The following is a 26,295-nucleotide window of genomic DNA, read 5'->3' as shown; positions in this document are numbered from 1 at the left end:
TGCCCTGCGGGAGCATCGACAGTCAGTCGCCACTGAACATCTCACGGATGCGCTGTGCGATGTAAGCGGTATGGGTTTCCAGCGCAAAATGGCCGCTCTCCAGCATCTCTACCACCGCCTGCGGATTATCCCGCTGCCAGGCCGCGGCGCCAGGTGGAATAAAGAACGGATCGTGCTTGCCCCATATCACCAGCGTCGGCAGCTGCTGCTGACGGAAGAAGGCCTGAAAGGCGGGATAGAGCGTCAGGTTGCTGGCGTAATCCAGAAACAGCGCCAGCTGAATCGCTTTATTGCCGGGGCGATCCATCAACAGCGTGTCGAGGGTATAACTCTCCGGCGCGATCAGCTGAGGATCGCTGACGCCATGCAGATATTGCCACTTAATGCCTTCCGGCGTCAGGATGGCATCGCGGATCACCTCGCCATTTGCCTCACTCGGATCGTCCCAGTAAGCCCGCACCGGCGCCCAGGCGTCACCCAATCCTTCGAGATAAGCATTGCCGTTTTGTGAAATCAGCCCACTGACGCGCTCCGGATAGGCCAGCGCCAGTCGCAGCCCGGCAGGCGCACCGTAATCGAAAACATACATCGCATAGCGTTCCAGCCCCAGAGCATCCACCAGGGCAGTCAGCGTCTGGCCGAAGGCATCAAAGGACCAATGATAATTGCGTTCCGCAGGAACGTCGGTAAAGCCGAAGCCGGGCAGGTCGGGGGCAATAATGTGGAATTTATCGGCCAGTAGCGGAATCAAATCGCGGAACTGATGGGAGGAAGTGGGGAAGCCGTGCAGCAGTAACAGGGCAGGCAATGCGGGATCGCCCGCTTCACGATAAAAAATATTAACGCCGTCGGCCTGCTGATAACGGTATGAGATCGGGTGCGGTTGAATCGACATAGCCTGCTCCTGTAACTGTTAAAATGAATTTTAGGGGTTACCTGTAGGTCATTATGCGCCAATCATGTAACCAGTAAAGATATATTTAACTGGTTACAACGGCGGTTTGTAACTGTTCAAAGGTAATTTTATCGGTTACATTAAGCGCAGATAAGGGTGTCGGGACAGGATAAAAAGATGGCGGACAAACAAGCATTCAACCCGCAGGGGCCGTGGTTTCTGGCCGATCATCCGGCGCTGGATTTCATCAATACGCTGGCGATAGCTGATGGCCAGCCGCACGATTTCTGGCAAACCGATGGCGATGTCGAGGCGTGGTTGCAGCAGGCCAGTCTGGTACCGGATACGCCCCACGACCGCTATGAAGCGGGTGCGCTGCTGCAGGCGGCGCGGCAGTTACGGCAGATCATTCGTGACGCGGTGCAGCAGCGTAAAGCGGGCGCTGCCGTTGACCCGCAGGCGCTGAATGGCTATCTCAGCGAGGCGGACAGCCATCTGCAGCTGGTTAATGACGCTGAGGGTGTGCTGCAACTGCGGCAGGTCTATGCGGATCGCACTGTGGCACAGCGGCTGGGACGGGTCGCGGAACAGGCCGCGAGGTTGCTGACCGAGGAAGATGTGAGCCGGATACGTGCCTGCGAACATCCGGCCTGTATCCTGTGGTTTTACGATCGTACCAAAGCGCATCGTCGTCGCTGGTGTAGCATGGCGCTGTGCGGAAACCGGGCTAAAGTGGCGCGGTTCAGGCAGCTGAACCCGGCGGGAAAGTAACGGACGGCAGATAAAAAACACCCTGCAAAAGCAGGGTGTGGGTCAGGTTATTTAGCCGGTGCCGCCGTCGGCTTAGGGCGTTTACGCAGCTTATCAATCAGGCGCTGCGCTTCCGCTTTGGTTGCCACTGCGGGTGACGAACCGGTCAGCGGCTGGCGGGCGGTTTCACGCACCGTGAGGATAGTAATCAGACCAATCACCCCGGCACCCATCATGTAATAAGCGGGCATCATGTTGTTTTTGGTGGTATCCACCAGCCAGGCGGTGATCAGCGGCGTGGTGCCACCGAACAGCGAGACTGACAGGTTGAAACCGATCGCCAGTGCGCTGTAGCGAATGTCAGTGGTAAACAGCGCTGGCAGGGTAGAGGGCATGGTGCCGCTAAAGCAGGTGTGCAGCACGCCCAGAATCAGCAGTCCGCCGAATACTGCCCACATATTGCCGGAACCGATCAGCATAAAGCTGGGGATCGCCAGCAGAATCAGACCGACCGCGCCAAAACCAATCACCGGACGACGGCCGATGCGGTCCGTCCAGCGTCCCCACAGCAGCGTCAGCGGCATCATCACAAACATCGCCACCATCACCAGCAGCAGGCCGCTCAGTTCAGGCAGACCCAGCACGCCGGTCAGATAGCTCGGCATGTAGGAGGTCAGCATGTAGTTGGAGACGTTAAACAGCAGCACCAGGCCAATACATTTCAGCATCGGTGCGCGGTATTTGCTCAGCATCTGCATCAGCGTCAGACGCGGCTTGCTCTGCTCCAGCGCCTCCTGTTTTTCCATGTGCTGCTGGAATGCCGGCGTCTCTTCCAGTTTCAGACGGACGTACAGCCCGAACAGGCCGAGCGGCGCGGCGATAAAGAACGGTACGCGCCAGCCCCATGACATCATCGCTTCATTCGACATCAGGGTTGTCATCACCGTCACCAGGCTGGCGCCCAGCAGATAACCGCCGATGGTGCCAAACTCAAGGAAGCTGCCCATAAAACCACGACGTTTATCGGTGGAGTATTCGGCGATAAAGGTTGCCGCACCGCCATATTCACCGCCGGTGGAGAAGCCCTGAATCAGACGCGCCACCAGCAACAGGATCGGTGCCATGATACCTATCGACGAATACGCCGGGATCAGCCCGATACAGAAGGTGCCGATCGACATCATAATCATGGTCATCGCCAGCACTTTTTGTCGGCCGATTCGGTCGCCAAGCGGACCAAACACCAGACCACCAATCGGGCGCACCAGGAAGGCGGCGGCAAAGGTACCAAAGGTGGCGATCAGCTGAACCGCGTTATTGGCATCCGGGAAGAAAACTTTGCCGATAATCACGGCGAGATAGCTGTACACGCCAAAATCAAACCACTCCATCGCATTACCCAGCGCGGCAGCGCCAACGGCACGTTTCAGCATGTCGTTATCGATCACGGTAATGTCATCAACAGTCAGCTCTTTTTGCTTCCTGTTCCAGAAGTGCTTCTTTGGATGTTCAGACGATGAGTTTCTGGTGTCCATATTCTCCTCAAGTGCTTCAATAAAGGAGTCTTATAGCTTTCGCAGCCGCAAAATAATGTTCAGAAGAAACCGTGGAAATGAAAGCTATAAGAAGCCGAATAATGTTTAAGTGAAGCGGCAATTAACCGCAGCCGCCAAACCTTAGACCATTATTGTAAGTTATTGCAAGTTTTCGGGGGAAATAACCGCAATTCTTGACAAATGCAGCACGCTGCACTTGTTCATCAGCGCTTACGCTTATCAATATTTTGTTACTGAATTGCCGGTTTTATTATCAGCACGGCTGGCACTGATTATTATTGTCGGTCGCGTCAGCCAAATAATTTCAGCGCTGCAACACGATCGAGGGCGCGCATAATTAAATCCGTCTCTGCCGTCAGGCTGATGCGAATATAGTGCTGACCCGCCGGACCAAATCCTTCGCCAGGCGCGACCAGCAAATGTGCCTGTTCGAGTAGCAGGGCGGCAAACTGCTTGCCGGTCATGCCTGGCGGGGCCGCCAGCCAGAGGAAAAAAGTCCCCTGGGCGGCGCGTACCGGCCAGTGCAGGGCGGCCAGTTTAGCCAGCACCTGCACCCGCCGCTGATGCCAGCATTCGGTCAGCTGGGCGACCTGTTCAGACGGCAGTTCCAGCGCGGTGATGGCCGCATCCTGCACTGCGCCAAATACCGTGCTGTAACTGTGGGTGTGCAGCTTTTTAAACGCGGCGATAATCGAGGCATTACCGACCGCAAAGCCGACCCGCCAGCCCGCCATCAGAAAGCTTTTCGACAGGGTATAAACTTCCACTCCCCAGGCTTTGGCGTCGGGTTGCGCCAGCAGGCTGATCGGCTGCTCGCCGCGCTGACTGCCGACGGTGGCATAGGCGAAGTCGTGCACCAGCGGAACGTGATGCTGGCGGGCGAACGCCAGCGCATCAGCAAACAGGTCGGGGGTCGCCAGCGCACCGGTCGGGTTATGTGGATAATTAAGCAGCAGCAGTCCGGCACGGGCCGCTATCTGAGGCGGAATGCGGCTGAAATCGGGCAGAAAAGCGTTGCGTTCCTCCAGCGGAATGCCATAAAAGTCGGCATTCGCCTGGCGCGCCGCAGAGCGATAAAGTGGATAGCAGGGATCGGTTGAAATCAGCACCTGGCCCGGATTCAGCAGGGCGCGCGGCAGGCCGGTGACCGCAATGTGCGCCCCCTGAAACACCGCGACTTCGCTTTCAGCATCGAGCGTCACGCCATACTGGCGCTGATAAAAGGCGGCAATAGCCTGGCGCAGCGCCGGTTTGCCCCAGAAAGAGGGATATTCATGATTATCAGGCTGCGTCACCGCCGTCTGCAGTGAGTCAATTATCGCGGGCGGCGTCGGCTGACGCGGGCTGCCTGACGAGAGATCAATTAACGGCAGGCGCGGATCATCCACCTGCGCTGCCTGCTTTTCTAACCGGCTGAAAAGGTTTTCCTCCAGCCCTGCTACCAGTTCTGATGCTGCAAACTCCGCCATACTATCCCCGCAAAATCGCCTGCTAAGCGGCAGAGCATGACACAGCCGGGTGATCAATATTTAGCAGAAATAACGCTATCGATTGCCGTTAAATGAATTTCCAGCAGGCAACTATCGTTAGCATAAAAAAGCCAAAGCGACGGGCGGATTTTAACTATTCCTGGTTATCGCGGCTGTGATTAAATCGATTTTTCTCACAATAATGAATAAGGTTTTTTTATGCGCATCAGTGTTAAGGGAACGCTTTATTTACTGGCCGCCGCCGCAACGTTAATTTCTGCCGCCCAGGCAGCCGAAGAGAAAGTGATTCGGATTGGCTTTAATCCCGGCCCGTATAAAGAGCAGTTTGAACAGGGTGTCGCGCCCTGGTTAATTAAGCAGGGATATAAAATTGAATATAAAGATTTCAGCGATGGTATTCAGGTTAATGACGCGGTACACCGTGGGTCGATTGACGCCAATATCATGCAGCATCCGGTCTATCTCAAATCGGTGAATGACCGGCTCGGCATAGATAACGTCGGCATTGTTCAGGTGTCAACCCCGCCGATGGGGCTCTATTCTGAACGGGTTAAACAACTGCCAACCCCGACGCCGGGGACCACCGTCTCGGTGCCTAATCAGCCCTCGAATGAATATCGTGCGGCGCTGCTGTTGCAGAGCATCGGCTGGCTGAAGATCAGCCCTGACAGCGACGCAGCGACCTTTTCACAGAAAAACATCAGCGACAATCCGTATAAAATCGTGCTGAAAGAGATGGACAACGCGCAGCAGGTACGGGCATTGCCGGACGTCGATTTTGGCGTGATTCAGGGAAATTTCGCTGTATCAAGCGGCATGAAACTGAGTTCAGCGCTGAAGCTGGAAGCGCCGACCAGCCAGTTTATTAACGTGGTGACGGTGGCCGGGAAAAATAAACAGGCGGCGTTTGCCCGCGATATTATTGCCGGTTATCACTCCCCGGAATTCCGGCAATATATTGTCAGCCAGCCACAATATAGCGGCTATCTGCTGCCAGACTATTTCAAATGAGTCAGCCGGCTATTGTCTTTCGCCAGCTGAGCAAAACCTTCTCGCGAAATGGCGTTGAGGTCCGGGCGCTGGATAACATCAACCTGACCATTAATCAGGGGGATATTTTCGGGGTGATTGGCACCAGCGGTGCCGGAAAAAGTACCCTGCTGCGCATGATTAATCATCTGGAAACGCCGACCGCGGGCACAGTTGAGGTGCAGGGTGAAGCGCTGCAGGGCATCAGTAAATCGCGCTTAATCCAGGTTAAAAAGCAGATCGGCATGATCTTCCAGCACTTCAATTTACTGAATGCCAGAACGGTGTTTCATAATGTGGCTATTCCGCTGATTTTACAGGGACGGGATAAGGCTTTTATTCGCGCCCGGGTCGACGAGTTGCTGGCGTTCGTCAACCTGAGTGACAAAGCCCACAGCTACCCCGATGAACTCTCCGGCGGCCAGAAGCAGCGCGTCGGGATTGCTCGCGCGCTGGCAACCAATCCGGCGATCCTGCTGTGTGACGAAGCCACCTCCGCGCTGGACCCGCAGACCACGGTGCAGATCCTGTTGCTGTTACAGGAGATCAACCAGCGTTACGGCATCACCATCGTTCTGATTACCCATGAAATGTCGGTGGTGCAGAAGATTTGCAACAGGGTGGCGGTGATGGCGCAGGGCCAGATTGCTGAACAGGGCGACGTGCTGGCGGTGTTTGCCGATCCGCAACAGCCGGTCAGCGCCAGTTTCGTGCAGTCGGTGATCCACGATCGTCTGCCCCAGCAGACGCTGGCGCTGCTGAGCCAGCAGCCGAACCTGCAGTCGCTGCGGCTGGAGTTTGTCGGCAGCACCGCCCAGCAGCCGATTATTCATCGCCTGATCCAGCACTACGCGGTGGAGGTCAACATCCTGTTCGCCAGTATGTCCGAAGTGCAGAGCACCATCCTCGGCTTCATGATTGTGCAGCTCAGCGGGGAACCGGCGCAGATCGCGGCGGCGAAAGATTTTCTGACGGAAACAGGAGTGAAAATCAGCCATGTCTGCTCTGTTTGAAACGGCGGTGACCGGCGACCAGTTTCTGATCGCCTTGCAGGACACGCTGGTGATGGTCAGCGTATCGCTGGGGTTTGGCGCGCTGCTCGGCCTGCCGCTCGGCGTGATTCTGGTGATTTGCCGTCCCGGTGGCATCATGCCGCACCGGCTGGTGCATCAGATACTGAATCCGCTGGTGAACATTATCCGTTCGCTGCCGTTCATTATCCTGCTGATTACTATTCTGCCGCTGACGCGCCTGCTGGTGAATACCACCATCGGCACGGCCGGGGCGATCGTGCCGCTGGTGATTTTTATTGCGCCCTATATTTCGCGGCTGGTGGAGAGCGCGCTGCTGGAGGTGGATGAGGGCATTCTTGAATCCGCCAACGCCATGGGGGCCACCACGTTGCAGACCATCTGGTACTTCATGCTGCCGGAAGCCGCCTCGTCGCTGGTGCTTGCCCTGACCACCGCCACCATCGGATTGCTGGGTGCTACCGCTATGGCCGGAACGGTCGGCGGCGGCGGGATCGGGGATCTGGCCATCACCTACGGCTATCAGCGCTTTGATGCCTTTGCCACCATCACCACCGCGCTGGTGCTGATCGTTATCGTTCAGCTGTTACAAACCCTGGGGACGCGCCTGTCGCGTCGTATTCGCCGCGAGTAGCCGATGAAAAACAATGATTTAGCTGTGATGCACTGGGGCACCTATCACGTCACCACCGAACAGGGACGGCTGACGGCGGTCAGACCGGTGGCGTGGGATCGTAATCCTTCTTTGATCGGCCAGTCGCTGCCGGAGGCGGTACAAGGCAACAGCCGGGTAAAATATCCGGCGGTGCGGCTGGGTTATCTGCAGGGCAAGCCCGCGTCGCGCCAGTCGCGCGGCAAAGAGCCGTTTGTTGAGGTGAGCTGGGATCTCGCGCTGCGGCTGGTGGCGGACGAGCTGGCACGGGTACGACAGCAGCACGGCAATCAGGCGATTTACGCCGGGTCATATGGCTGGTCGAGCGCCGGACGTTTTCATCATGCGCAGAGTCAGCTGCATCGCTTTTTTAACGGCTTTGGTGGCTATACCGCCAGTTCCAACACTTACAGTATTGCCGCCGGTGAACGCACCTTGCCGCATATCCTCGGCGATCTGGACACTCTGCAACGTCAGCACACTCACTGGCCGGTGCTGGCGCAGCACTGTGAGCTGTTTGTGGCCATCGGCGGGCTGCCACTGCGTAATGCTCAGGTGAATGGCGGCGGAGCCAACGATCACGCGCTGGCGCACTGGCTGACCACGTTGCGCCGCAACGGCACCCGCTTTATCAATATCAGCCCGGTCAGAAACGATCTGTCGGCGGTAGCGGATGCGGAATGGCTGGCGATTCAGCCGGGTTCCGATACCGCCCTGTTGCTGGCGATAGGTCAGGTATTGATTGCCGAATCCCGTTACGACGCCCGCTTTGTTGCCCGCTGCACGGTGGGATTCGATCACTATGCCGCTTATCTGAGCGGCGCGCGGGATGGAGTGGTCAAATCGCCGGAATGGGCCGCGCCGCTGACCGGCCTGCCGGCGGCGCAGATCCGCCAGCTGGCACGGCAGATGGCGGAATGCAAAACAATGATCAATATTGCCTGGTCGGTGCAGCGTGCGCGGCAGGGCGAACAGGCTTTCTGGGCGGCGGTGGCCACTGCCGCGCTGCTGGGTCAGATTGGCACGCCGGGGGGCGGGCTGGGTTTTGGCTATGCTTCGACCAATCTGGCGGGGGCAGCACGGCGTCAGTTTTCCGGTCCGCGACTACCTGCCGGTCACAATCCGGTGCAGCAGAACATTCCGGTGGCGCGTATTGCTGACATGCTGCTGAACCCCGGCGGCGGTTACGCGTTTGATGGCCAGCAGCGGACCTATCCCGATATCCGCCTGGTCTACTGGGCGGGCGGCAACGTTTTCCATCACCATCAGGACCTGAATAAGCTGGTGCGCGCCTGGCAACAGCCAGAGACCATTATCGTGCATGAGCAGTTCTGGACCGCGCAGGCAAAGTTCGCCGATATTGTGTTGCCCGCCACCACCTCGCTGGAGCGCGAAGATATCGGCAGCGCCAGCAATGACGGTTTTATCATCGCCATGCCGCAGCATCTGGCACCGCTGGCGGCATCGCAGTCTGACTATGCGATTTTTGCCGCCCTGGCGCAGCGGCTTGGCTTTGCTGACCGCTTCACCGAAGGACGCGATGAACGGCAATGGTTAGCGGCAATCTACGATCAGGCCCGACCCTGCGCCGCAGAGCAGGGCATCACGCTGCCCGACTTCGAGACGTTCTGGGCGAGCGGCAAGCTGGAATATCCGTTACCTGACACGCCGCAGGTGCTGTTGCAGGCGTTTCGTGACGATCCTGAAGCGGCACCGCTAACCACCCCGTCAGGCCGGATTGAGCTGTTTTCGCAGACGGTCGCCGATTACGGTTACGCCGAAGCGCCGGGTTTCGCCTGGTGGGACCCGGATGAATATCAGGCGCAGCAGCAGGAGAAGCAGCAGTGGCCGTTGCATCTGCTCTCCAGCCAGCCGCGTACCCGACTGCACAGTCAGTACGATCATGGCCGCATTAGCCAGCAGACTAAGATTGCCGGACGCGAGCCGCTGTGGATGCATCCGGATGACGCCAGCCCGCGCGGCATTGGCGAAAACAGCATCGTGAAGGTGTTTAATGCGCGCGGAGCGGTGCTGGCGGGCGTCCATCTGACGCGGGATATCCGGCCTGGCGTGGTGCAGATGTCGACCGGTGCCTGGTATGACCCGCTGGAGCAGGACGGCGAGCTGCCGCTGGATAAACACGGCAATCCCAACGTGCTGACCCGCGATTGTGGCAGTTCACGGCTGGGGCAGGGATGCAGTGCCCAGACCTGCTTTGTCGATATCGCGCTTTATAGCCAGCCACTGCCTGCTATTACCGCCTGGCAGCCGCCGGAGTTTGTTCACTGGCCGGCAGAATAACCGTTGAAAATTGAGCGGCTTAAGAATAATCGGGATATTCCCGCCGACTGAATATCGATAGCAGGATTAGTTGGTAGTTAAACACCCGGTGAACTGGCAAGGTTAATTCATTCCATGCCAACAGGGTGTCAATAATGAGTAAGATAGCGCCGTCAGAATTACCGATAATTGATTTCGCGTTATTGTCCGGTAATAAACAGCAGCAACAACAGTGTCTGGAAAAATTAGGCCAGGCAGCACGTGATGTCGGCTTCTTTTATTTAATTAATCACGGTATTGATGCTGAATTATTAAATGCGGTACAGCGCGTCGCCCGGGATTTTTTTGCGCTGCCCGAGCAGGAAAAATTATCGGTACAAATGGCCAACTCGCCCCATTTCCGCGGCTATAACCTTGCCGGTGTGGAAATTACCCGGAGCCAGCCTGACTTCCGCGAACAGTTTGATATTGGTGCAGAACGCGAAGCTCTGCCGGTGACCGCCGATTCACCCGCCTGGCAGCGGATGCAGGGACCCAATCAGTGGCCCGCCGCGCAGCCCGAGCTGCAAACGGTGGTGACCCGCTGGCAGCAGGAGATGACCGCGGTTGCGCTGGAGCTGCTGCGGGCCTTTGCCGAGGCGCTGGATCTGCCGCGTCACGCCTTCGACAATCTGTATGGCGACTACCCCAACGAGCATATCAAGCTGATCCGCTATCCCGGCCGCACTGATGGCGAGTCACGCCAGGGCGTGGGTGCGCATAAAGATTCCGGTTTCCTGACGCTGCTGTTGCAGGACGACCAGCCGGGATTGCAGGTTGAGGTCACGCCTGACCACTGGATTGACGCATCGCCGTTGCCAGGCGCTTTTGTGGTGAATATCGGTGAACTGCTGGAGCTGGCCACCAACGGTTATCTGCGTGCCACCGTACATCGGGTGGTGTCGCCTCAGCAGTCCAGCGAGCGGTTATCGATCGCCTTCTTCCTCGGTGCACAGCTTGATGCTGTGGTGCCGGTCTATCAGCTGCCGCCTTCACTGGCGCAACAGGCGCAGGGACCGAGCAGCGATCCGCTTAATCCGCTGTTACGTGAGGTCGGCTGGAACTACCTCAAAGGGCGCTTACGTTCCCATCCTGAAGTCGCGCAGCGTTTCTATCCCGAACAACTTCAACACTCCTAATCCTAAGAGAAAAATGATGATCAAAAAGCGCGTTTTAGCCCTTGCCGGGCTGACTTTACTGATTGCACAGAGTTTACAGGCGGCACCTTTACGTGTGGCCGCCGATCCGGTGCCGCACGCGGAAATTCTGGAATATGTCAAAACACTCGATCCGAAACTCGATTTTAACATCGTCGAGCTGAGCGGAGGCGTTAATGCCAACGAGCTGCTGGCGTCGGGTGACGTTGACGCCAACTACTTCCAGCATCTGCCTTATCTGAAAGATCAGGAAAAAGCACTGGGGAAAACCTTCGCGGTGGCGGCCAGCGTGCACATTGAGCCGCTGGGCATTTACTCCCATAAAGTGAAAAGCCTGTCGGCCCTGCCGCAGGGGGCCAGCATCGCGGTGCCCAATAACACCACCAACCTGAGCCGGGCGCTGTGGCTGTTGCAGGATAAAGGGCTGATTAAACTTGGCGCGCAGGGCGAAGCGGGTTCAACGCTGGTGACGCCGAAAGATATCAGCGACAACCCGAAACAGATCAAAATTATCGAGATCGAGTCACCGCAACTGCCGCGGGCGCTGGATGATGTCGATGCGGCGGTCATCAACGGCAATTACGCGCTGGAGGCGGGACTGACGCCAGCGAAAGATGCGCTGGGACTGGAGTCTGCCAGCCACAATCCTTACGCCAACCTGCTGGTTACCACGCCAGCGCTGGCAAAAGATCCGCGTATTCTGCAACTGGCGAAAGATCTGCGCTCGCCACAGGTGGCCGACTTCATCCGTAAAAACTATCACGGCTCGGTGATACCGGTAGCGGACCCGCAGCATGATTAAACTCTCCCATCTCAGTAAACACTACCCCGGCGCGGCGACCCCCGCGCTGGATGACCTGTCGCTGACCATCGAAGAGGGAACGATTTTTGGCATTTTAGGCCGCAGCGGTGCCGGAAAAAGTACCCTGCTGCGTTGCCTGAACCGGCTGGAAAGCCCCTCCAGCGGCCAGATTGAGATCGACGGCCAGGACATCGCCGCCATGAGCCTGGCGCAGTTGCGCCAGCAGCGGCAGCAGATGGGTATGATCTTCCAGCACTTCAATCTGCTGCACTCGCGCAATGTACACGACAACATCGACCTGCCGCTGGAGATCGCCGGCGTGCCGGCGGCGGCGCGGCGTCAGCGGGTCAGCGAACTGCTGCAACTGGTCGGTCTGGAGCACTTTGCCCGCGCCTGGCCGTCACAGCTCTCCGGCGGACAGAAGCAGCGGGTCGGCATTGCCCGCGCGCTGGCCGCCCGACCGCGTTATCTGCTGTGTGATGAAGCGACCAGCGCGCTCGATCCTGAAACCACCGGCTCGATTCTGGACTTACTGGCTGATATCCAGCAGCAGCTCAATATCACTATCGTATTAATCACCCATGAGATGACGGTGGTCAAACGCATCTGCGACGGTGCCGCGCTGCTGGAGCAGGGGCGGCTGGTGGAGAGTGGTTCCCTGAGCCAGATCATGTCACGTGAAGAGGGACGCCTGCGGCAGATGCTGCTGCAGGATGGCGCAGCGGATCGGGCATTTATCGGGAAATATCAACGTGGAGCCGTAACACGATGCGTAGCCTGACCAGCGAACGTTTTCAGCAACTGCTGCTGAACGCCACCGCAGAAACGCTTTACATGGTGCTGCTGGCCGCGCTCTTTACTGTGGCAATCGGTTTGCCGGTCGGGGTCGTGCTGTTTCTGACCCGCCCGCAGGGCATTCTGCCTAACCGGGGCGTGTCATGGCTGCTGAATGCACTGGTTAACATTGGCCGGGCGCTGCCGTTTGTGGTGCTGTTGATCGCGTTGATTCCGTTTACCCGCTTGCTGGTCGGTACCACGCTGGGCAGCACGGCGGCGATCGTGCCGATCACCCTGGGCGCTTTTCCCTTTTTTGCCCGCATCGTTGAAAACGCGCTGGATGAGGTGGATCGAGGACGGATTGAAGCGGTGGTATCGATGGGCGGCACCCTGTGGCATATCGTCAGCCGCGTGCTGCTGCCGGAAGCCTTACCGGCGTTGGTGGCGGGCATTACCCTGACGATTGTGATGCTGATTGGCTTCTCGGCAATGGCCGGTGTGGTCGGCGGTGGGGGATTGGGCGATCTGGCGATCCGTTACGGTTATCAGCGTTTTGATAACCAGATTATGGCCGCCACCATCGTGGTGCTGCTGGCGCTGGTGATGCTGATTCAAAAACTGGGCGATCGGCTGGTCCGCTCGCTGGCCTATCGTCGCTAAGGGGGATTGATGTTTCGTGTGATGTCGCCGAAAGGCTATCTGCAACGTCCCGGCCTGCGGACAGAGGTGGGTGAAATCATCCGGCCGCTGGCCACACATATTCACATTCTGACCTCGCCGCGCGCCTGGCAGGCGGTCAATCCGCAGCTGAGTATCAGCCTGGAGCGGGCCGGCATACGCTGGCAGCTCGACGTTTTAAACGGCGAATGTACCGAGGCGGCGATTGCCGGGCTACAGCAGCAGGTGCAGACGCACGGCGCATCGCTGATTCTGGCGATTGGCGGCGGGCGGGTGCTGGACTGCGCTAAAGCGGTCAATGATGCGCTGCCGCAGGTCCGGCTGGTTAACATGGCGACCGTAGCAGCGACCTGTGCGGCCTGGTCACCGCTGGCGATTGTTTACAATCAGCAGGGCGGTCATCTGCGCAGCCAGCCGCTCAGCAGCATGCCGGAGTGGATTCTGGTCGACAGCGAGGTGATTGCCGCCAGCGATGTACGTTATCTGCGCGCCGGAATGGTGGATGCGCTGGCGAAATGGATTGAGTTTGAACCCTATCAGCGGCAGACGCCGCATCAACTGGCACTGGATTTGAAAGTTAACGCCGCCAGGCAGGCGCTGGAGTGGTGCGATCGCTGGGGCGAGGAGGCGGTGGCAGCCAACGTCGCGCAGCAGGTCACGCCGGCGCTGGAAAAGATTATCGAAGCCAATATTGTGCTGGCCGGGCTGGCGAACAGTATTCAGGACAGCCTGGCCACGCCAGGATTTGCTCATGTTATTCATGACCGTCTGACGCATCAGCCTGAGCTTCACCACTGGCTGCACGGTGAAAAAGTCGGCTTCAGCCTGCTGGTACATTCTCTGATCGAGCAGGATAACGGGCAGGTCGAGCCGACGCTGTTATCGCTGCTGCGGCGTTTCAACAGCCCGCTGACGCTGCCCGCCGGGATCGACGACGCCACGCTGCAACAGATCGCCCGTGAGATTCATTTCCCCGACGCCAGCCTGGCGGATCTGCCCTTTACTATCGACCCGCACAAGCTGGAACAGGCGCTACGGGCGACCTCGACCTTTAAACCGTAAATGCGGTCTGCACCATCGCCGATAAACTTCACTTGCTAACCTACTAACCGTAACCTACCTTTAGTAACTTAATAGTGATGAAGGAGGTGACGACCATGCACGCATTAATTGTGACGGCCCATCCCGATCGGGATGCACATACTCACCGCGTTGCGGAGCAGCTGGCGCGCGGCATTATTGCCAGTGGTCAGCATACTGCTGAACAGGCTGACCTGGCGGCTGAAGGGTTTGATCCGCGTTTTACTCTCCATGACGTGCGGCAGTTTAAAGGTCAGGCTGCTTCGCCACCTGATGTGCTGGCTGAACAGCAGCGGGTGGATCGCGCCGACGCGCTGGTACTGGTTTATCCGGTTTACTGGTGGTCATTTCCGGCGCAGCTGAAAGGCTGGATTGATCGGGTGTTTACCCAGGGCTGGGCTTATCGGGAGCAGGATGGACGGATAGTGAAACGTCTCGGCCATCTTCCTGTTCATCTGCTGGCGCTGGGGGCGGCCGACACGCGGACCTATCTGCGGCACGGCTACTTCGCCAGCATGCGCAATGAAATTGAGCACGGTATCTTCGATTACTGCGGCGCACCGGTGGTGACCAGCGAACTGTTGCTGACCGGCGATGAGGGTTATCCTGATTCGCACTATCAGCTGGCCCGGCAGTTGGGTCAGCGTTTGTTTGCCGATCGGAGATCTCATGACCAGTGAAAAGTCCACCAGGCCGCGCCTGTCGCGTGAAGCCCGGCGCAGGCAGTTGCTGGACGTTGCATGGCAGTTAATGCAGGCCGAAGGCAGTGATGGCCTGACGCTGGCGCGGGTCGGTGATGCCGCCGGGGTCAGTAAGCCGGTGGTGTACGATCACTTCACAACCCGTCATGGTTTGCTGGCGGCTCTGTATGCTGATTTTGATCGTCGCCAGACCGAACTGATGGCGGCGGCGATGGATGCCGCACCGCCGCTGCTGCAACCAAAAGCGCAGGTGCTGGCCGCCTGTTATGTGGAATGCGTGATGACGGAGGGGCGTGAAATCCCGGAATTGTTGTCTGCGCTCAGCACCTCGCCTGAACTTGCCGCCGTTAAACGACATTATCAGCTCGACTTTATCGCCCGCTGTCAGCAGTGGTTTGCGCCTTTCAGCGGCGAAAACCGGATTGCTGACGCCGGAATGTGGGGAATGCTGGGGGCGGCCGATGCGATAGCCGGCGCGGTGGTGCGCGGCGATATTCGTCAGGCAGAAGGTGAGCAGACGTTAACCGCGATCATCCTGGCACTGGTGGCAGGCAGCGGGGCGTCCGAAGGCTGACAGCATAAAAATGGCGGCCCGCAGGCCGCCTAATCCTCAACCACAACAGCTGTTGTGTAAGCAGTGGCAACGTACAATGATGATCGTTTAGCCTTTCACACCGCCGGCGGTTAAGCCGCTGACCAGCCAGCGTTGCGCCAGCAGGAACACCAGGGTGATAGGAATGGCTGAGAGCACCGCCGCGGCGGCGAAATCGCCCCACAGGTAGTTCTGTGGATTAAGGTATTGCTGCATCCCCACCGCCAGGGTGTAACTGTTGACATCGCGCAGCAGCAGCGACGCAACCGGCACCTCGGTAACGGCGGCGATAAACGCCAGAATAAACACCACCGCCAGAATCGGCACCGACAGCGGCAACAGCACCAGCCGGAACGCCTGCCATGGCGTGGCGCCGTCCAGCGCAGCGGCCTCTTCCAGCGAACCATCGATGGTTTCGAAATAGCCCTTAATGGTCCAGACATGCAGCGCGATACCGCCCAGATAGGCGAAAATCACCCCACCGTGAGTATTCAGCCCGATAAAGGGCAGATACTGGCCGAGTCGATCAAACAGCGCATACAGCGCCACCAGCGACAGCACCGCCGGGAACATCTGGAAAATCAGCATTCCCTTTAACAGGCTGGCGCGACCGGTAAAGCGCATGCGGGCAAACGCATAAGCGCAGGTGGTGGAGAGCGCCACAATGCCCAGCGCACTGATGGCCGCAATCTTGACCGAGTTCCACAACCACAACAGTACCGGGAAGGGCGGTGGCGTCACCCGGCCATCGGCGTGTTCAACGCTGAAGCCCAGCGCCAGCCGCCAGTGTTCCCAGGAGATCTGCTCCGGAATCAGGCTGCCGGTGGCGAAATTACCGGCGCGCAGTGAAATGGCGATCACCATCAGCAGTGGAAACAGGATGGCGGCAATAAATAACAGCAGCAGCAGATGCGTCGTCAGCAGACGCAGCCGTTGCGATTTTGGTTGTACCATAGCCATAACAACTCCTTAGAGCCTGGTCCATCAGGCCATTTTTTTGTCAGTCTGAAGCCGGGCAGTGCTCACAATCCTCAGCTACTTCGGGTAGGTGCCGGTTGTTTCACGCTGTCCGTGTTCCGGCTGCCTGCAACAATTACGCCTGGCGAGCCAGGCTCCTTAGTCGAATTTCATCCGCGACGCTTTCAGATTGATCACCGCCAGCGCACCCACCAGCAGGAAGATCAGGGTGGCAATTGCCGCCGCCAGACCAAAGTCCTGTCCGCCGCCGCCTTCAAAGGCGATACGCCAGGTGTAGTTGACCAGCAGGTCGGTATAACCGGCCGGAGTGGTGGTCCCGATTCGATCCGGCCCGCCGTTGGTCAGCAGTTGCACCAGCACGAAGTTGTTAAAGTTAAAGGCGAAGCTGGCGATCATCAGCGGCATCAGCGGCTTCAGCAGCAGTGGCAGGGTGATCAGGAAGAAGTTTTGCAACGGCCCGGCCCCGTCCATCGCAGAGGCTTCATACAGATCGTCAGGAATCGCCTTCAGCAGCCCCATGCACAGGATCATCATGTAGGGATAACCCAGCCAGGTGTTGACGATAATCAGCATGGCGCGTGCCAGCGTTGGATCGCTGAACCAGGCGGGCTTCACGCCAAACAGCGCGCTGAGCATCACGTTGATCTCACCGAAACTCTGGTTAAACAGTCCCTTGAAGATCAGAATCGAGATAAACGCCGGTACCGCATAAGGCAGGATCAGCATCACCCGGTAAACCGCTTTGCCGCGCAGCGCCTCCCACTGCACCAGACAAGCCAGCACCATACCGACCGCCACGGTCAGCACCACGGTCATCAGCGAGAACAGCAGCGTCCAGCCGAAGATCGCCAGGAACGGCTTCTGAATACCTTCATCGGTAAACACCCGCAGGAAATTCTGCCAGCCGGTGTTGACGGTGAAGCCAGGGCTCAGGGTTTCATTCGCCCAGCTACCGTCGGCGTTAATCGCCTGATAGAAACCGGTTTGCGGGTTAGCGCGATAGTGCGTTCCGCTCTGCTGGTTAGTCAGCTCATCCTGCGCGCCAACCTGATACAGCGGCTGGGTGCCGGAGAACTGCCGCAGTGAACTCATGCGTAACTGACGGCCATCCGGCAACACCGCACTGATCTGACTCAGCGCCTGGCGATTGCCGGTGATCACCCGCAGCGTGGCGCGCTCGCCAGCCGGTTGCGCGGCGGGCTGCATTTTCAGCTGCTGTTCACCGCCAAAGCGGAACGGCGGCGAGACAAAATGGTTGCCATTTTCATCCAGCATCAGTTGCCAGCGATCGCCTGCCGGATAGAGCGAGAAACTGACAGCTTCACCCGACTGGAAGGAACGGCTCAGCAGTACCTGCTGCGCCCGCTCAAAGGTGAGCTGGTTGGTGCTGCTGTAGTTGGTAAAGGCGATGGCGATGGTACAGGCGAGCGGAAACAGCACGAACAGCGCCATCCCCGCCACGCCGGGATAAACATAGCGCCAGGCATAGGCGCGACGATTAGCGTAGATCCAAAGGCCGAGCGCACTGAGGATCAGCGTCAGCAGCGCAAACAGATATTCACCCTGCGCATACATCAGCACCAGCAGATAGCCGACCAGCAGACAGCAGATCCCGATGAGAACGCTTTTAATCAACAGACCTGGCGTTTTCGGTTTTCCTGACATGATGCGGTTTTCCTTAACAGTCACTCAAGCCGGGTTGCCCCGGCTGTAAAGGGAGGATTACTTTTTCAGGCGCGCCTGGGCATCTTTCAGGGCAGCGTCAACGCTCTGACGACCGCCCAGCGCATTCAGGGTAGCGGTGCGCATGGCGTACCAGAACGCCGCCATCTGCGGGATGTTCGGCATGATATCGCCGTGGCGGGCGTTGCTCATGGTGGCGGCGATACGGGAATCTTTCTCCAGCGTCTGCTGGAATGATTTCAGCGCCACGGCACCCAGCGGCTTGTCTTTGTTAACCGCGTCCAGTCCAGCGTCGGTCAGCAGGTAGTTTTCCAGAAACTCTTTTGCCAGTTCTTTATTGGGGCTGGCGGCGTTGATCCCGGCACTCAGCACGCCGACAAAGGCTTTCGACGGTTTGCCGTTCAGCGTCGGTAACTCAGCAACGCCATAGTCGATGCCGCTTTTATCGATGTTGCTCCACGCCCAGGGACCGTTAATGGTCATGGCGGTTTGACCCTTGTTGAAAGCAGCTTCAGCAATCGAGTAGTCGGTATCGGCGTTGAGGGTTTTGGCCTTGACCTGATCGACCAGGAACTGCATGCCCGCTTTGGCTCCGGCGTTATCCACTCCGACATCCTTCACGTCATAACGGCCGTCATTCAGCTTAAAGGCATAAGCGCCACCCGCGGCCAGCAGTGGCCAGGTGAAGTAGGGTTCCTGCAGGTTAAACATGATGGCGCTTTTGCCTTTGGCGCGCATTTGCTTGTCGAGTCCGGCAATCTCTTCCCAGGTTTTTGGCGGTGTCGGCAGCAGCTTTTTGTTGTAAATCAGCGACAGCGACTCAACCGAAATCGGATAGCCGATCAGCTTGCCGTCAAAGCGCACTGCATCCCAGGTGAAGGGGAAGATTTTTTGCTGGAAGCTGGCTTCAGGCGTGATCTCAGCCAGCAGGCCCGATTGTGCGTAGCCGCCAAAGCGGTCGTGAGCCCAGAAAATGATATCCGGGCCATCGCCGGTGGCGGCGACCTGCGGATATTTCTCTTCCATCTTATCAGGATGCTCCACCGTCACTTTAATGCCGGTCTCCTGTTCAAACTTCTTACCGACCTCGGCAAGGCCGTTATAGCCTTTGTCGCCGTTGATCCAGATGACCAACTTGCCTTCCTCAATTTTTGCCACTGCGGATGCTGAAAACAGCACGGCAGAGAGGGCAGAGAGGGCCAGAATTCGTGCACCGGTTTTCATCGTCATAAGTCCATCCTGTTTGCGGAAGCGGTGATTGCTCTTCCGGCAACATTGTGCGCATCCGTCACCGCTTCTCATCCTCCTTCGCTCTACGCCCTGTGGCTGAGGGGTGTGATCGGGCTGGCAAAAAACCGGCGAAGCGGGCGGTTACGGGCTAAAAAATCCGGCAGGTCTGCGTTAGCGATCACAAAAAACCGCCGCCCATCGCTCACCGCCGCGTCAGCCCGCCTTTCTCCTCCTCCCGTCTCCTCCCCCAGCAGGTTGCGCGGCGGCGGAGGATGTTAGCCCGGCCATCCTTGCGCATAGTGAGCCCCGGAACCCGTCTGCCGAGAGCAGACACCAATGAGCAGCTAAGAGGGAAGGGATCATGGCGAGCGTTGTGCTACGCAATGTCACAAAAGCCTGGGGCGATACGGTGGTGTCGAAAGATATCGATCTCACCATTCGTGAAGGGGAATTTGTCGTTTTTGTTGGCCCATCAGGCTGTGGCAAATCAACACTGCTGCGCATGATTGCCGGACTGGAAACCATCACCAGTGGGGAGCTGCTGATTGGTGACCGCCGCATGAATGAGGTGCCGCCCGCCGAGCGCGGTATCGGCATGGTATTTCAATCCTATGCGCTCTACCCGCACCTGTCGGTGGCGGAAAACATGTCTTTTGGCCTGAAGCTGGCCGGTGTGAAAAAAGCGGAAATCCATCAGCGGGTCAACCAGGTGGCGGAAATCCTGCAGCTGGCGCACCTGCTGGATCGCCGTCCCAAAGCGTTATCGGGAGGACAGCGTCAGCGCGTGGCAATTGGCCGCACGCTGGTGGCGGAACCGCGGGTCTTCCTGCTGGATGAACCGCTCTCTAACCTTGATGCGGCGCTGCGCGTCCAGATGCGGATTGAGATCTCCCGTCTGCATAAGCGCCTGAAGCGCACCATGATTTACGTCACCCACGATCAGATCGAAGCGATGACGCTGGCCGATAAGATTGTGGTGCTCGACGCCGGGCGCATTGCGCAGGTCGGCAAGCCGCTGGAGCTTTACCACTATCCCGCCAACCGCTTTGTGGCTGGCTTCATCGGCTCTCCGAAAATGAATTTCCTGCCGGTCAAAGTGACCGCCACGGCCATCGATCAGGTGCAGGTCCGGCTGCCGAATCAGCAGCTGGTCTGGCTGCCGGTCGACAGTGCGGGCGTGCAGGTCGGCAGCAATATGTCGCTGGGCATCCGCCCTGAACATCTGCTCTCCAGCGATATCGCCGACGTTACCCTTGAGGGTGAAGTGCAGGTGGTGGAGCAGCTGGGGCATGAAACACAAATCCATATCCAGATTCCCGCCATTCGTCAAAACCTGGTCTACCGCCAGGAAGACGTCGTGCTGGTAAAAGAGGGCGCCATCCTCGGTATCGGCCTGCCACCCGAGCGCTGTCACCTGTTCCGTGAGGACGGGAGCGCCTGTCGCAGGCTGTATCAGGAGCTGGGTGTTTAGCCCTGCCAAAACAATAAAAGCAATGACCTCAGGAGATAGAAAATGTTAACTCTGCGCAAACTTCCCCTCGCCGTTGCCGTCGCGGTGGGAACCCTCTCCGCCCCGACGATGGCGGTCGATTTTACCGGGTACGCCCGTTCCGGCATTGGCTGGACCGGCAGCGGTGGTGAACAGCAATGTTTTCAGGCCACCGGTGCTCAAAGTAAATACCGTCTGGGTAACGAATGCGAAACCTACGCCGAATTAAAATTAGGTCAGGAAGTGTGGAAAGAGGGCGATAAGAGCTTCTATTTCGACACCAACGTGGCCTACTCCGTGGCGCAGCAGAATGACTGGGAAGCGACCTCTCCGGCCTTCCGTGAAGCCAATGTGAAAGGTAAAAACCTGATCGAAGCGCTGCCAGGCTCAACCATCTGGGCCGGTAAGCGCTTCTATCAGCGTCATGACGTTCACATGATCGACTTCTACTACTGGGATATCTCTGGTCCGGGTGCCGGTCTGGAAGATGTGGATCTCGGTTTTGGTAAGCTGTCATTCGCCGCCACCCGTTCGTCTGAAGCGGGCGGGTCTTACACCTTCTCCAGCGATCGGATCCGTGACTTCGCCACCAGCACCGCCAACGACGTGTTTGACGTGCGCCTCGCCGGACTGGAAACCAACACCAACGGCGTGCTGGAGCTGGGGGTCGACTACGGTCGCGCCAATGCCCGTGATGACTACCGTCTGGAAGACGGCGCCTCTAAAGATGGCTGGATGTTCACTGCTGAACATACCCAGAGCATGCTGAAGGGCTACAACAAATTTGTGCTGCAGTATGCCACCGATGCGCTGACCTCACAGGGCAAAGGCGTGCCGCAGGGCACCAGCCTCAACAACAACGGCGATATGTATCGCATCCTCGACCACGGTGCGATCTCGCTGGCGGAACGCTGGGACCTGATGTACGTGGCGATGTATCAGAACATCGATCTGGATAATAACCGCGGCACCGAATGGTACACCGTCGGCGTGCGCCCGATGTACAAATGGACACCGATCATGAGCACCCTGCTGGAGCTGGGCTACGACAACGTGAAGTCGCAGCAGGCTAACGAACGCAACGGCCAGTATAAAATCACGCTGGCGCAGCAGTGGCAGGCGGGTGACAGCATCTGGTCACGTCCGGCGCTGCGCGTATTCGCCACCTACGCCAAGTGGGATGAGAAGTGGGGTTATAACAAAGACAGCGCCGGCGATCTCACCACCTTCGCCTCTGCTGACAGCAGCGGTAACGGTATCCTGACCAACAGCCGTGGCGACAACGACGAGATTACCTTCGGTGCGCAGATGGAAATCTGGTGGTAAGCCGACGCTCTCCAGCCCAGGCGCGGCGGCGCGCCTGATTGGTCTTTTTGGTCACGGTGCGCCATTGCCTGGTTCGTGCCGTGGCCTGCAATAAGGTAGGCATAATGAAAATGACAAAAACCCTGACGGCGCTCTGCCTGAGCGCGGCGTTACTGGCCGGACACAGTCTGCCAGCCCTGGCGGACATCAATCTGGTGCCGCAGGATCTCTCCTCTGCTCCGCAGGTTGCGCCGGAAACGCTGCAACACCTGAGCTGGCTGCCGGTTGCCGCTTCTCAGACCCAGGTTACCCAGCTGGCGACCAGTGGACAGTCACTGAATGCTCCGCACGTTGCCGGACCAGTGGCGGCCTACAGTCTGCCGGCCAATATCGGTGAACTGACGCTGACGCTGAGCAGCGAAGTGGCGAACAATCAGGTTTTCGCCCCGAACGTGCTGGTGCTGGATGAAAATATGCGGCCCGCCGCCTGGTTCCCGAGTCGCTACTTCACCTACCAGAAACCGGGTGTGATGGCGGCGGACCGGCTGGAAGGGGTGATGAAGCTCACGCCGGCGCTTGGCCAGCAAAAAATTTACCTGCTGGTGTTTACTACTGAGCAGGATCTGACCCAGACCACCACACTGCTTGACCCGGCGAAAGCTTACGCGCAGGGCACCGGTCACGCGGTACCGGATATTCCCGATCCGATCGCCCGTCACAGCCGTGAAGGGACGCTGAAGCTGAAACTGCAGACCAGTTCCGGCTCATCAATTCTGGTCGGCCCGCTGTTTGGCTCTTCCGGCCCTGGCCCGGTTACCGTCGGCAACACCGCTGCGGTTTCGCCAGCCGCCTACAGCGCTGCACCGGCCCCGGCACCAAAAGCCAAAGCTGAACCGATCATCAATGAGACCGAAAGTTACTTTAATCAGAACATCAGACAGGCAGTGAACAGCGGCAATATCGATAAGGCGCTGAAATTGCTGGATGAAGCCGAGCGGCTGGGATCGACCTCCGCCCGGCAGACCTTTATCAGTAGTGTTAAAGGCAAGGGGTGAAACGGCCCCGACAATACTGATGTTGTCCCACCTGGTGCGCTGCGGCGCACCTTTTTTATGCGGCAAAAACCTGCCTAAGTCTTTCAGCTGTTATCCCGCGTGGCTACTCTGCCCGTTTTTTTGATACTCCCATCCGATTAAGCAATGGACCAAAGCTTAAGATTGTATAGTCTTGTGCTGCTGAAGACAGACCATAATTCTTGTATGTTGTACGTTTGTTATGTACATTTCAGCAAAGTATTGATGGAGATTTTATGCGCACCTATACCACAACTCAGGCCCGGCAAAATATTGCTGAGGTTATGGAAAAAGCCACCGCTGGTGAGCCGGTTGAGATCACCCGGCGTGATGGTTCTTCTGCCGTGCTGATTAGCCGCAATGACTTTAATGCGTGGCAGGAGGCGAAACTGGATGCTGAATTTGACACCATCATGGGGCGACATGACCGCACCATTAAGGCGCTGGCCGATCGATGAAATGGGTCAGCGCGCTGGAGGTGATAAGCTTCCACGATCGCCTGTTGACTCTGCTGCCTGGCATCCCGGGCATGCCCGATCCCGATAGAGCAGAGGCTATTATCCATCGGGTACAAAATCAGCTTTATTATGAAAACGTGACAGATATTTATGCTCTGGCCGCAATCTATCTGGTTGCTATCGCCCGTGGGCATATTTTCAATGATGGCAATAAGCGAACAGCCTTTTTCGTTGCGATGGTTTTTTTAAACCGTAACGGTATTGCTATCCGGGATGAAGATGACGAACTTGAGGAGTTAACCGTCTCGGCCGCAACCGGCGCTGTTACTCCCGATCAGGTTGCCGCTGTTTTAGGTCGTTTATCTCTGTCCTCGTGAACCGTGCGGTTAGTACAGCCCACCCTCCGTTATGACACTTTCCGGCAGACGTTGAGTTAAAAACCAGGCATATCACTGACCGGCCTGGTTTTTAACTGAGTTTCAGTGCTTCAGCCTTTATCTCTTAGCGAGGCGTTTTCGGCGAGCCGTCAGATCACGCAGCAGTGCGTCGGTGGCGGCATCGCTGAACAGCGTTTCCAGCGTGGCGCTGAGCTTACGTCGCCAGTTCGGATACTCGTCGCTGGTGCCGGGAATATTGACCGGAGCCGCCATATCAAGCCAGTCCTCCGGTTGCAGACCCAGCAACGCACTGTGGCTGTCCGCCAGATACCGCTGCATCGCCCGGTTCAGGGCTTTGCTCATCTGGGTACGGCGTGCATCGCGTCCGGCACGTTTGGGCAGGGCACCGACCCGGTGCAGACTGTGCAGCAACGCCTGCTTCGCCCGCAGCCGATCCTGATACAACCCGGCCAGCACCACCTTGTCGGGGTAGAGGCCGAGCCTGGCACCGAGGGTCAAATCATCGCTCTGCCACCAGCCTCGCAGCGTCGGGAGATCGTGGGTGGTCGCCACCGCCATCGCCTGACGCGGCCATTCGGCCGGCGGACGAAAACCCTGAGCCGAAGTCTGCTCAAAATAGAGCACCTTGTAGGAATAAACCCCGCCGTCACGCAGCTTATCGACAATGGCCTCCGGCACGGTGCCAAGATCTTCGCCGATTACCATGCAGCGGTTGCGCTGACTCTCCAGCGCCAGTATCGCCAGCAGATCATCAATCGGATAGTGCACGTAAGCGCCGTTAGCAGCGCCCTGACCGGCAGGGATCCACCACAGGCGCAGTAACGCCATCACGTGATCGATACGCAGCGCACCGCAGTCTCGCATGTTGGCACGTAACAGGGCGATCCACGGCTGCCAGGCCCGCTGCCGCATCACCTGCGGATCCATCGGCGGCAAGCCCCAGTCCTGACCGCGCGGGCCCAGAATATCGGGCGGTGCGCCGACGCTGGCATCCAGGCAGTAAAGACGGCGCTCGCTCCAGGTTTCGGCCCCGCCTTGCGCTACGCCGACCGCCAGATCGCGATAGAGTCCAATCGGCATCTGCTGCTGCTGACAGCACTGCCAGCAGGCGGCGAACTGCCGGGCGGCCAGCCACTGTAACCACAGCCAGAATCGCACCTGGTCGCCCTGCTGCTGCAGAAATTGCTGCACCGCCGGACTGTCGGGCTGCTGCAACGCCTCCGGCCAGACCGGCCAGCCCCAGCGCTGGCTATCCTGCGCCATCTGGTCGGCGTGCAGCGCATCAAACAACGCCTGATGTAACAGGCTTTCGCCACCCTGCTGAACAAAGTCGTTGAACGCTTTGACCTCCGGGTCGGCGGCATCGCGCTGCCCGAACTGCGGCCAGGCTAAGCTGAGCGCATCAATTTTGAGCCGGGTTACAGCCGGATAATCGACCCATTCAGATGCACGCGCCTGCTCAAGAGCCTGCCGGGTGTCGGCCTGGTGCCACCATGCCTGTGCCGCGGGCGATTGCTGAAAATCCGCCACCGCCGCCACATCGATGTAAACCACATTCAGCCAGCGGCGCGACGAGGGACTGTAAGGGCTGGCACTGTCAGGCGTAGCCGGGAACAGCGCATGGATCGGATTAAGGCCGATAAAGGCACCGCCGCGTGCCGCCACGGCCGGCAGCATCCGGCGTAAGTCACCAAAATCACCGATCCCCCAGTTCTCTGCCGAACGCAGGGTATACAGCTGGACGCAGGCACCCCACAAAGCCTCACCCGCCACCAGCGCGGGCGGCTCATAGCAGCGCGGCGGCGCGATAATCAGCTGGCAGGACCACTGCTGATGCGCCTGCTGCAGCGACAGCTGATGATAGCCCTCTGCCAGCGGCGGCAGATGCAGCGGTTGCCCGGGCTGGCAACGCCCGGCGGTGATTTCACCTGACTCGCGGGTGAGCTGCCAGTGCGCGTCCGTGCTGAGCTGCGGGGCGAGACTCAGTACTTCGCCGCTGCGAAAAATCGCGACCGGCGGCAGCGGCGTGGTCGCCGGTCGCGGCGGCTGCATCACCGCCAGCAAACGCTGGCGGGTGTCAGTCGGAATCGCCTGCGGCTGGCCGTGGGCATTGATATACTCGGCGGCAATACCTGCCAGAGAAAACTGATCCAGTACCTGTTCGGTTTTCAT

General features: G+C 58.4%; 24 protein-coding genes. 17 read left to right on the top strand and 7 right to left on the bottom strand.

Features of this window, described 5'->3' with window-relative positions; all coding sequences use genetic code 11:
* Positions 1 to 22: 22 nt before the first annotated feature.
* Positions 23 to 895 carry an alpha/beta fold hydrolase gene (locus AC6I8D_RS22860; RefSeq protein ID WP_497821014.1) on the bottom strand — a complete coding sequence of 291 codons (873 nt, stop codon included), beginning with the start codon at positions 893 to 895 and terminating at the stop codon, positions 23 to 25.
* Between the two features lie 177 nt (positions 896 to 1,072).
* Here AC6I8D_RS22860 and AC6I8D_RS22855 point away from each other — a divergent pair, with 177 nt between their 5' ends.
* Positions 1,073 to 1,666: a CGNR zinc finger domain-containing protein gene (locus AC6I8D_RS22855; protein WP_312757656.1), complete on the top strand. Its 594-nt coding sequence runs from the start codon at positions 1,073 to 1,075 to the stop codon at positions 1,664 to 1,666.
* A gap of 47 nt (positions 1,667 to 1,713) precedes the next feature.
* Here the strand turns inward: AC6I8D_RS22855 and proP are convergent, their stop codons facing one another.
* Both proP and AC6I8D_RS22845 read right to left on the bottom strand, forming a co-directional pair.
* Positions 1,714 to 3,180 (bottom strand): glycine betaine/L-proline transporter ProP, encoded by a 1,467-nt coding sequence (gene proP, locus AC6I8D_RS22850; RefSeq protein ID WP_497821013.1) that lies wholly within the window; start codon positions 3,178 to 3,180, stop codon positions 1,714 to 1,716.
* A gap of 311 nt (positions 3,181 to 3,491) precedes the next feature.
* Positions 3,492 to 4,670, bottom strand: a complete 1,179-nt coding sequence (locus AC6I8D_RS22845; protein WP_497821012.1) for an aminotransferase class I/II-fold pyridoxal phosphate-dependent enzyme — start codon at positions 4,668 to 4,670, stop codon at positions 3,492 to 3,494.
* A gap of 219 nt (positions 4,671 to 4,889) precedes the next feature.
* Between AC6I8D_RS22845 and AC6I8D_RS22840 the strand changes: the two genes are divergently transcribed.
* From AC6I8D_RS22840 to AC6I8D_RS22790, 11 genes are all read left to right on the top strand, one after another.
* The gene (locus AC6I8D_RS22840) at positions 4,890 to 5,702 is read left to right on the top strand and encodes a MetQ/NlpA family ABC transporter substrate-binding protein (protein WP_497821011.1); all 813 of its coding nucleotides are present in this window, start codon (positions 4,890 to 4,892) and stop codon (positions 5,700 to 5,702) included.
* Positions 5,699 to 6,733 (top strand): methionine ABC transporter ATP-binding protein, encoded by a 1,035-nt coding sequence (locus AC6I8D_RS22835; protein ID WP_497821010.1) that lies wholly within the window; start codon positions 5,699 to 5,701, stop codon positions 6,731 to 6,733. Before AC6I8D_RS22840 ends, AC6I8D_RS22835 begins: the two co-directional genes overlap by 4 nt.
* The gene (locus AC6I8D_RS22830) at positions 6,717 to 7,385 is read left to right on the top strand and encodes a methionine ABC transporter permease (RefSeq protein WP_497821009.1); all 669 of its coding nucleotides are present in this window, start codon (positions 6,717 to 6,719) and stop codon (positions 7,383 to 7,385) included. Before AC6I8D_RS22835 ends, AC6I8D_RS22830 begins: the two co-directional genes overlap by 17 nt.
* Positions 7,386 to 7,388: 3 nt before the next feature.
* Positions 7,389 to 9,704, top strand: a complete 2,316-nt coding sequence (locus AC6I8D_RS22825) for a molybdopterin-dependent oxidoreductase (RefSeq protein ID WP_497821008.1) — start codon at positions 7,389 to 7,391, stop codon at positions 9,702 to 9,704.
* Between the two features lie 134 nt (positions 9,705 to 9,838).
* A complete protein-coding gene (locus AC6I8D_RS22820) occupies positions 9,839 to 10,861 on the top strand; it encodes an isopenicillin N synthase family dioxygenase (RefSeq protein ID WP_069729150.1) in 1,023 nt (340 codons plus the stop codon).
* A gap of 16 nt (positions 10,862 to 10,877) precedes the next feature.
* Positions 10,878 to 11,681: a MetQ/NlpA family ABC transporter substrate-binding protein gene (locus AC6I8D_RS22815; RefSeq protein ID WP_031377920.1), complete on the top strand. Its 804-nt coding sequence runs from the start codon at positions 10,878 to 10,880 to the stop codon at positions 11,679 to 11,681.
* Positions 11,674 to 12,462, top strand: coding sequence for a methionine ABC transporter ATP-binding protein (locus AC6I8D_RS22810; protein ID WP_497821007.1), 789 nt, complete (start codon positions 11,674 to 11,676; stop codon positions 12,460 to 12,462). Before AC6I8D_RS22815 ends, AC6I8D_RS22810 begins: the two co-directional genes overlap by 8 nt.
* On the top strand, positions 12,450 to 13,118 hold the full coding sequence (locus AC6I8D_RS22805; protein ID WP_031377713.1) for a methionine ABC transporter permease: 669 nt from the start codon (positions 12,450 to 12,452) through the stop codon (positions 13,116 to 13,118). Before AC6I8D_RS22810 ends, AC6I8D_RS22805 begins: the two co-directional genes overlap by 13 nt.
* A gap of 9 nt (positions 13,119 to 13,127) precedes the next feature.
* Positions 13,128 to 14,198, top strand: a complete 1,071-nt coding sequence (locus AC6I8D_RS22800; protein ID WP_497821006.1) for an iron-containing alcohol dehydrogenase family protein — start codon at positions 13,128 to 13,130, stop codon at positions 14,196 to 14,198.
* A 95-nt stretch (positions 14,199 to 14,293) separates the two neighbouring features.
* Entirely contained in the window at positions 14,294 to 14,896 is a 603-nt protein-coding gene (locus tag AC6I8D_RS22795) for an NAD(P)H-dependent oxidoreductase (RefSeq protein WP_497821005.1), read from the top strand.
* Complete coding sequence (locus tag AC6I8D_RS22790; protein WP_497821004.1) at positions 14,886 to 15,491, top strand: TetR/AcrR family transcriptional regulator; 606 nt, start codon at positions 14,886 to 14,888, stop codon at positions 15,489 to 15,491. The genes AC6I8D_RS22795 and AC6I8D_RS22790 overlap by 11 nt, the downstream gene beginning before the upstream one ends.
* Before the next feature lie 87 nt (positions 15,492 to 15,578).
* Here AC6I8D_RS22790 and malG read toward each other — a convergent pair whose 3' ends face one another.
* The 3 genes from malG to malE all read right to left on the bottom strand — a co-directional run bounded on the left by malG (position 15,579) and on the right by malE (position 19,400).
* On the bottom strand, positions 15,579 to 16,469 hold the full coding sequence (gene malG / locus AC6I8D_RS22785) for a maltose ABC transporter permease MalG (RefSeq protein WP_031377710.1): 891 nt from the start codon (positions 16,467 to 16,469) through the stop codon (positions 15,579 to 15,581).
* 156 nt (positions 16,470 to 16,625) lie between these two features.
* The gene (gene malF / locus AC6I8D_RS22780; RefSeq protein ID WP_497821003.1) at positions 16,626 to 18,152 is read right to left on the bottom strand and encodes a maltose ABC transporter permease MalF; all 1,527 of its coding nucleotides are present in this window, start codon (positions 18,150 to 18,152) and stop codon (positions 16,626 to 16,628) included.
* A gap of 57 nt (positions 18,153 to 18,209) precedes the next feature.
* Positions 18,210 to 19,400, bottom strand: coding sequence for a maltose/maltodextrin ABC transporter substrate-binding protein MalE (malE, locus tag AC6I8D_RS22775; protein WP_312056434.1), 1,191 nt, complete (start codon positions 19,398 to 19,400; stop codon positions 18,210 to 18,212).
* 361 nt (positions 19,401 to 19,761) lie between these two features.
* On the opposite strand from malE, the gene malK reads away from it, so the two are divergent.
* From malK to AC6I8D_RS22750, 5 genes are all read left to right on the top strand, one after another.
* The gene (malK, locus tag AC6I8D_RS22770; RefSeq protein WP_031377707.1) at positions 19,762 to 20,871 is read left to right on the top strand and encodes a maltose/maltodextrin ABC transporter ATP-binding protein MalK; all 1,110 of its coding nucleotides are present in this window, start codon (positions 19,762 to 19,764) and stop codon (positions 20,869 to 20,871) included.
* A 42-nt stretch (positions 20,872 to 20,913) separates the two neighbouring features.
* Positions 20,914 to 22,215, top strand: a complete 1,302-nt coding sequence (locus AC6I8D_RS22765; protein WP_046289303.1) for a maltoporin — start codon at positions 20,914 to 20,916, stop codon at positions 22,213 to 22,215.
* A gap of 104 nt (positions 22,216 to 22,319) precedes the next feature.
* Positions 22,320 to 23,249 (top strand): maltose operon protein MalM, encoded by a 930-nt coding sequence (malM, locus tag AC6I8D_RS22760; protein ID WP_031377706.1) that lies wholly within the window; start codon positions 22,320 to 22,322, stop codon positions 23,247 to 23,249.
* Between the two features lie 254 nt (positions 23,250 to 23,503).
* Entirely contained in the window at positions 23,504 to 23,725 is a 222-nt protein-coding gene (locus AC6I8D_RS22755; RefSeq protein WP_497821002.1) for a type II toxin-antitoxin system Phd/YefM family antitoxin, read from the top strand.
* Positions 23,722 to 24,102 (top strand): type II toxin-antitoxin system death-on-curing family toxin, encoded by a 381-nt coding sequence (locus tag AC6I8D_RS22750; RefSeq protein ID WP_497821001.1) that lies wholly within the window; start codon positions 23,722 to 23,724, stop codon positions 24,100 to 24,102. Before AC6I8D_RS22755 ends, AC6I8D_RS22750 begins: the two co-directional genes overlap by 4 nt.
* 117 nt (positions 24,103 to 24,219) lie before the next feature.
* On the opposite strand, the gene malQ is transcribed toward AC6I8D_RS22750, so the two are convergent.
* Positions 24,220 to 26,295: a 4-alpha-glucanotransferase gene (gene malQ / locus AC6I8D_RS22745; protein WP_497821000.1), complete on the bottom strand. Its 2,076-nt coding sequence runs from the start codon at positions 26,293 to 26,295 to the stop codon at positions 24,220 to 24,222.

The sequence above is a fragment of the Pantoea sp. X-Soil-MYKO-1785 genome (assembly GCF_059730675.1).
This window is presented reverse-complemented; position numbering and strand designations above follow the sequence as displayed.

Bases quoted from the DNA above. Each gene is read 5' to 3' on its own strand.
- AC6I8D_RS22860 (WP_497821014.1), bottom strand. From the start codon at position 895: ATGTCGATTCAACCGCACCCGATCTCATACCGTTATCAGCAGGCCGAC.
- AC6I8D_RS22855 (WP_312757656.1), top strand. From the start codon at position 1,073: ATGGCGGACAAACAAGCATTCAACCCGCAGGGGCCGTGGTTTCTGGCC.
- proP (WP_497821013.1), bottom strand. From the start codon at position 3,180: ATGGACACCAGAAACTCATCGTCTGAACATCCAAAGAAGCACTTCTGG.
- AC6I8D_RS22845 (WP_497821012.1), bottom strand. From the start codon at position 4,670: ATGGCGGAGTTTGCAGCATCAGAACTGGTAGCAGGGCTGGAGGAAAAC.
- AC6I8D_RS22840 (WP_497821011.1), top strand. From the start codon at position 4,890: ATGCGCATCAGTGTTAAGGGAACGCTTTATTTACTGGCCGCCGCCGCA.
- AC6I8D_RS22835 (WP_497821010.1), top strand. From the start codon at position 5,699: ATGAGTCAGCCGGCTATTGTCTTTCGCCAGCTGAGCAAAACCTTCTCG.
- AC6I8D_RS22830 (WP_497821009.1), top strand. From the start codon at position 6,717: ATGTCTGCTCTGTTTGAAACGGCGGTGACCGGCGACCAGTTTCTGATC.
- AC6I8D_RS22825 (WP_497821008.1), top strand. From the start codon at position 7,389: ATGAAAAACAATGATTTAGCTGTGATGCACTGGGGCACCTATCACGTC.
- AC6I8D_RS22820 (WP_069729150.1), top strand. From the start codon at position 9,839: ATGAGTAAGATAGCGCCGTCAGAATTACCGATAATTGATTTCGCGTTA.
- AC6I8D_RS22815 (WP_031377920.1), top strand. From the start codon at position 10,878: ATGATCAAAAAGCGCGTTTTAGCCCTTGCCGGGCTGACTTTACTGATT.
- AC6I8D_RS22810 (WP_497821007.1), top strand. From the start codon at position 11,674: ATGATTAAACTCTCCCATCTCAGTAAACACTACCCCGGCGCGGCGACC.
- AC6I8D_RS22805 (WP_031377713.1), top strand. From the start codon at position 12,450: ATGCGTAGCCTGACCAGCGAACGTTTTCAGCAACTGCTGCTGAACGCC.
- AC6I8D_RS22800 (WP_497821006.1), top strand. From the start codon at position 13,128: ATGTTTCGTGTGATGTCGCCGAAAGGCTATCTGCAACGTCCCGGCCTG.
- AC6I8D_RS22795 (WP_497821005.1), top strand. From the start codon at position 14,294: ATGCACGCATTAATTGTGACGGCCCATCCCGATCGGGATGCACATACT.
- AC6I8D_RS22790 (WP_497821004.1), top strand. From the start codon at position 14,886: ATGACCAGTGAAAAGTCCACCAGGCCGCGCCTGTCGCGTGAAGCCCGG.
- malG (WP_031377710.1), bottom strand. From the start codon at position 16,469: ATGGCTATGGTACAACCAAAATCGCAACGGCTGCGTCTGCTGACGACG.
- malF (WP_497821003.1), bottom strand. From the start codon at position 18,152: ATGTCAGGAAAACCGAAAACGCCAGGTCTGTTGATTAAAAGCGTTCTC.
- malE (WP_312056434.1), bottom strand. From the start codon at position 19,400: ATGACGATGAAAACCGGTGCACGAATTCTGGCCCTCTCTGCCCTCTCT.
- malK (WP_031377707.1), top strand. From the start codon at position 19,762: ATGGCGAGCGTTGTGCTACGCAATGTCACAAAAGCCTGGGGCGATACG.
- AC6I8D_RS22765 (WP_046289303.1), top strand. From the start codon at position 20,914: ATGTTAACTCTGCGCAAACTTCCCCTCGCCGTTGCCGTCGCGGTGGGA.
- malM (WP_031377706.1), top strand. From the start codon at position 22,320: ATGAAAATGACAAAAACCCTGACGGCGCTCTGCCTGAGCGCGGCGTTA.
- AC6I8D_RS22755 (WP_497821002.1), top strand. From the start codon at position 23,504: ATGCGCACCTATACCACAACTCAGGCCCGGCAAAATATTGCTGAGGTT.
- AC6I8D_RS22750 (WP_497821001.1), top strand. From the start codon at position 23,722: ATGAAATGGGTCAGCGCGCTGGAGGTGATAAGCTTCCACGATCGCCTG.
- malQ (WP_497821000.1), bottom strand. From the start codon at position 26,295: ATGAAAACCGAACAGGTACTGGATCAGTTTTCTCTGGCAGGTATTGCC.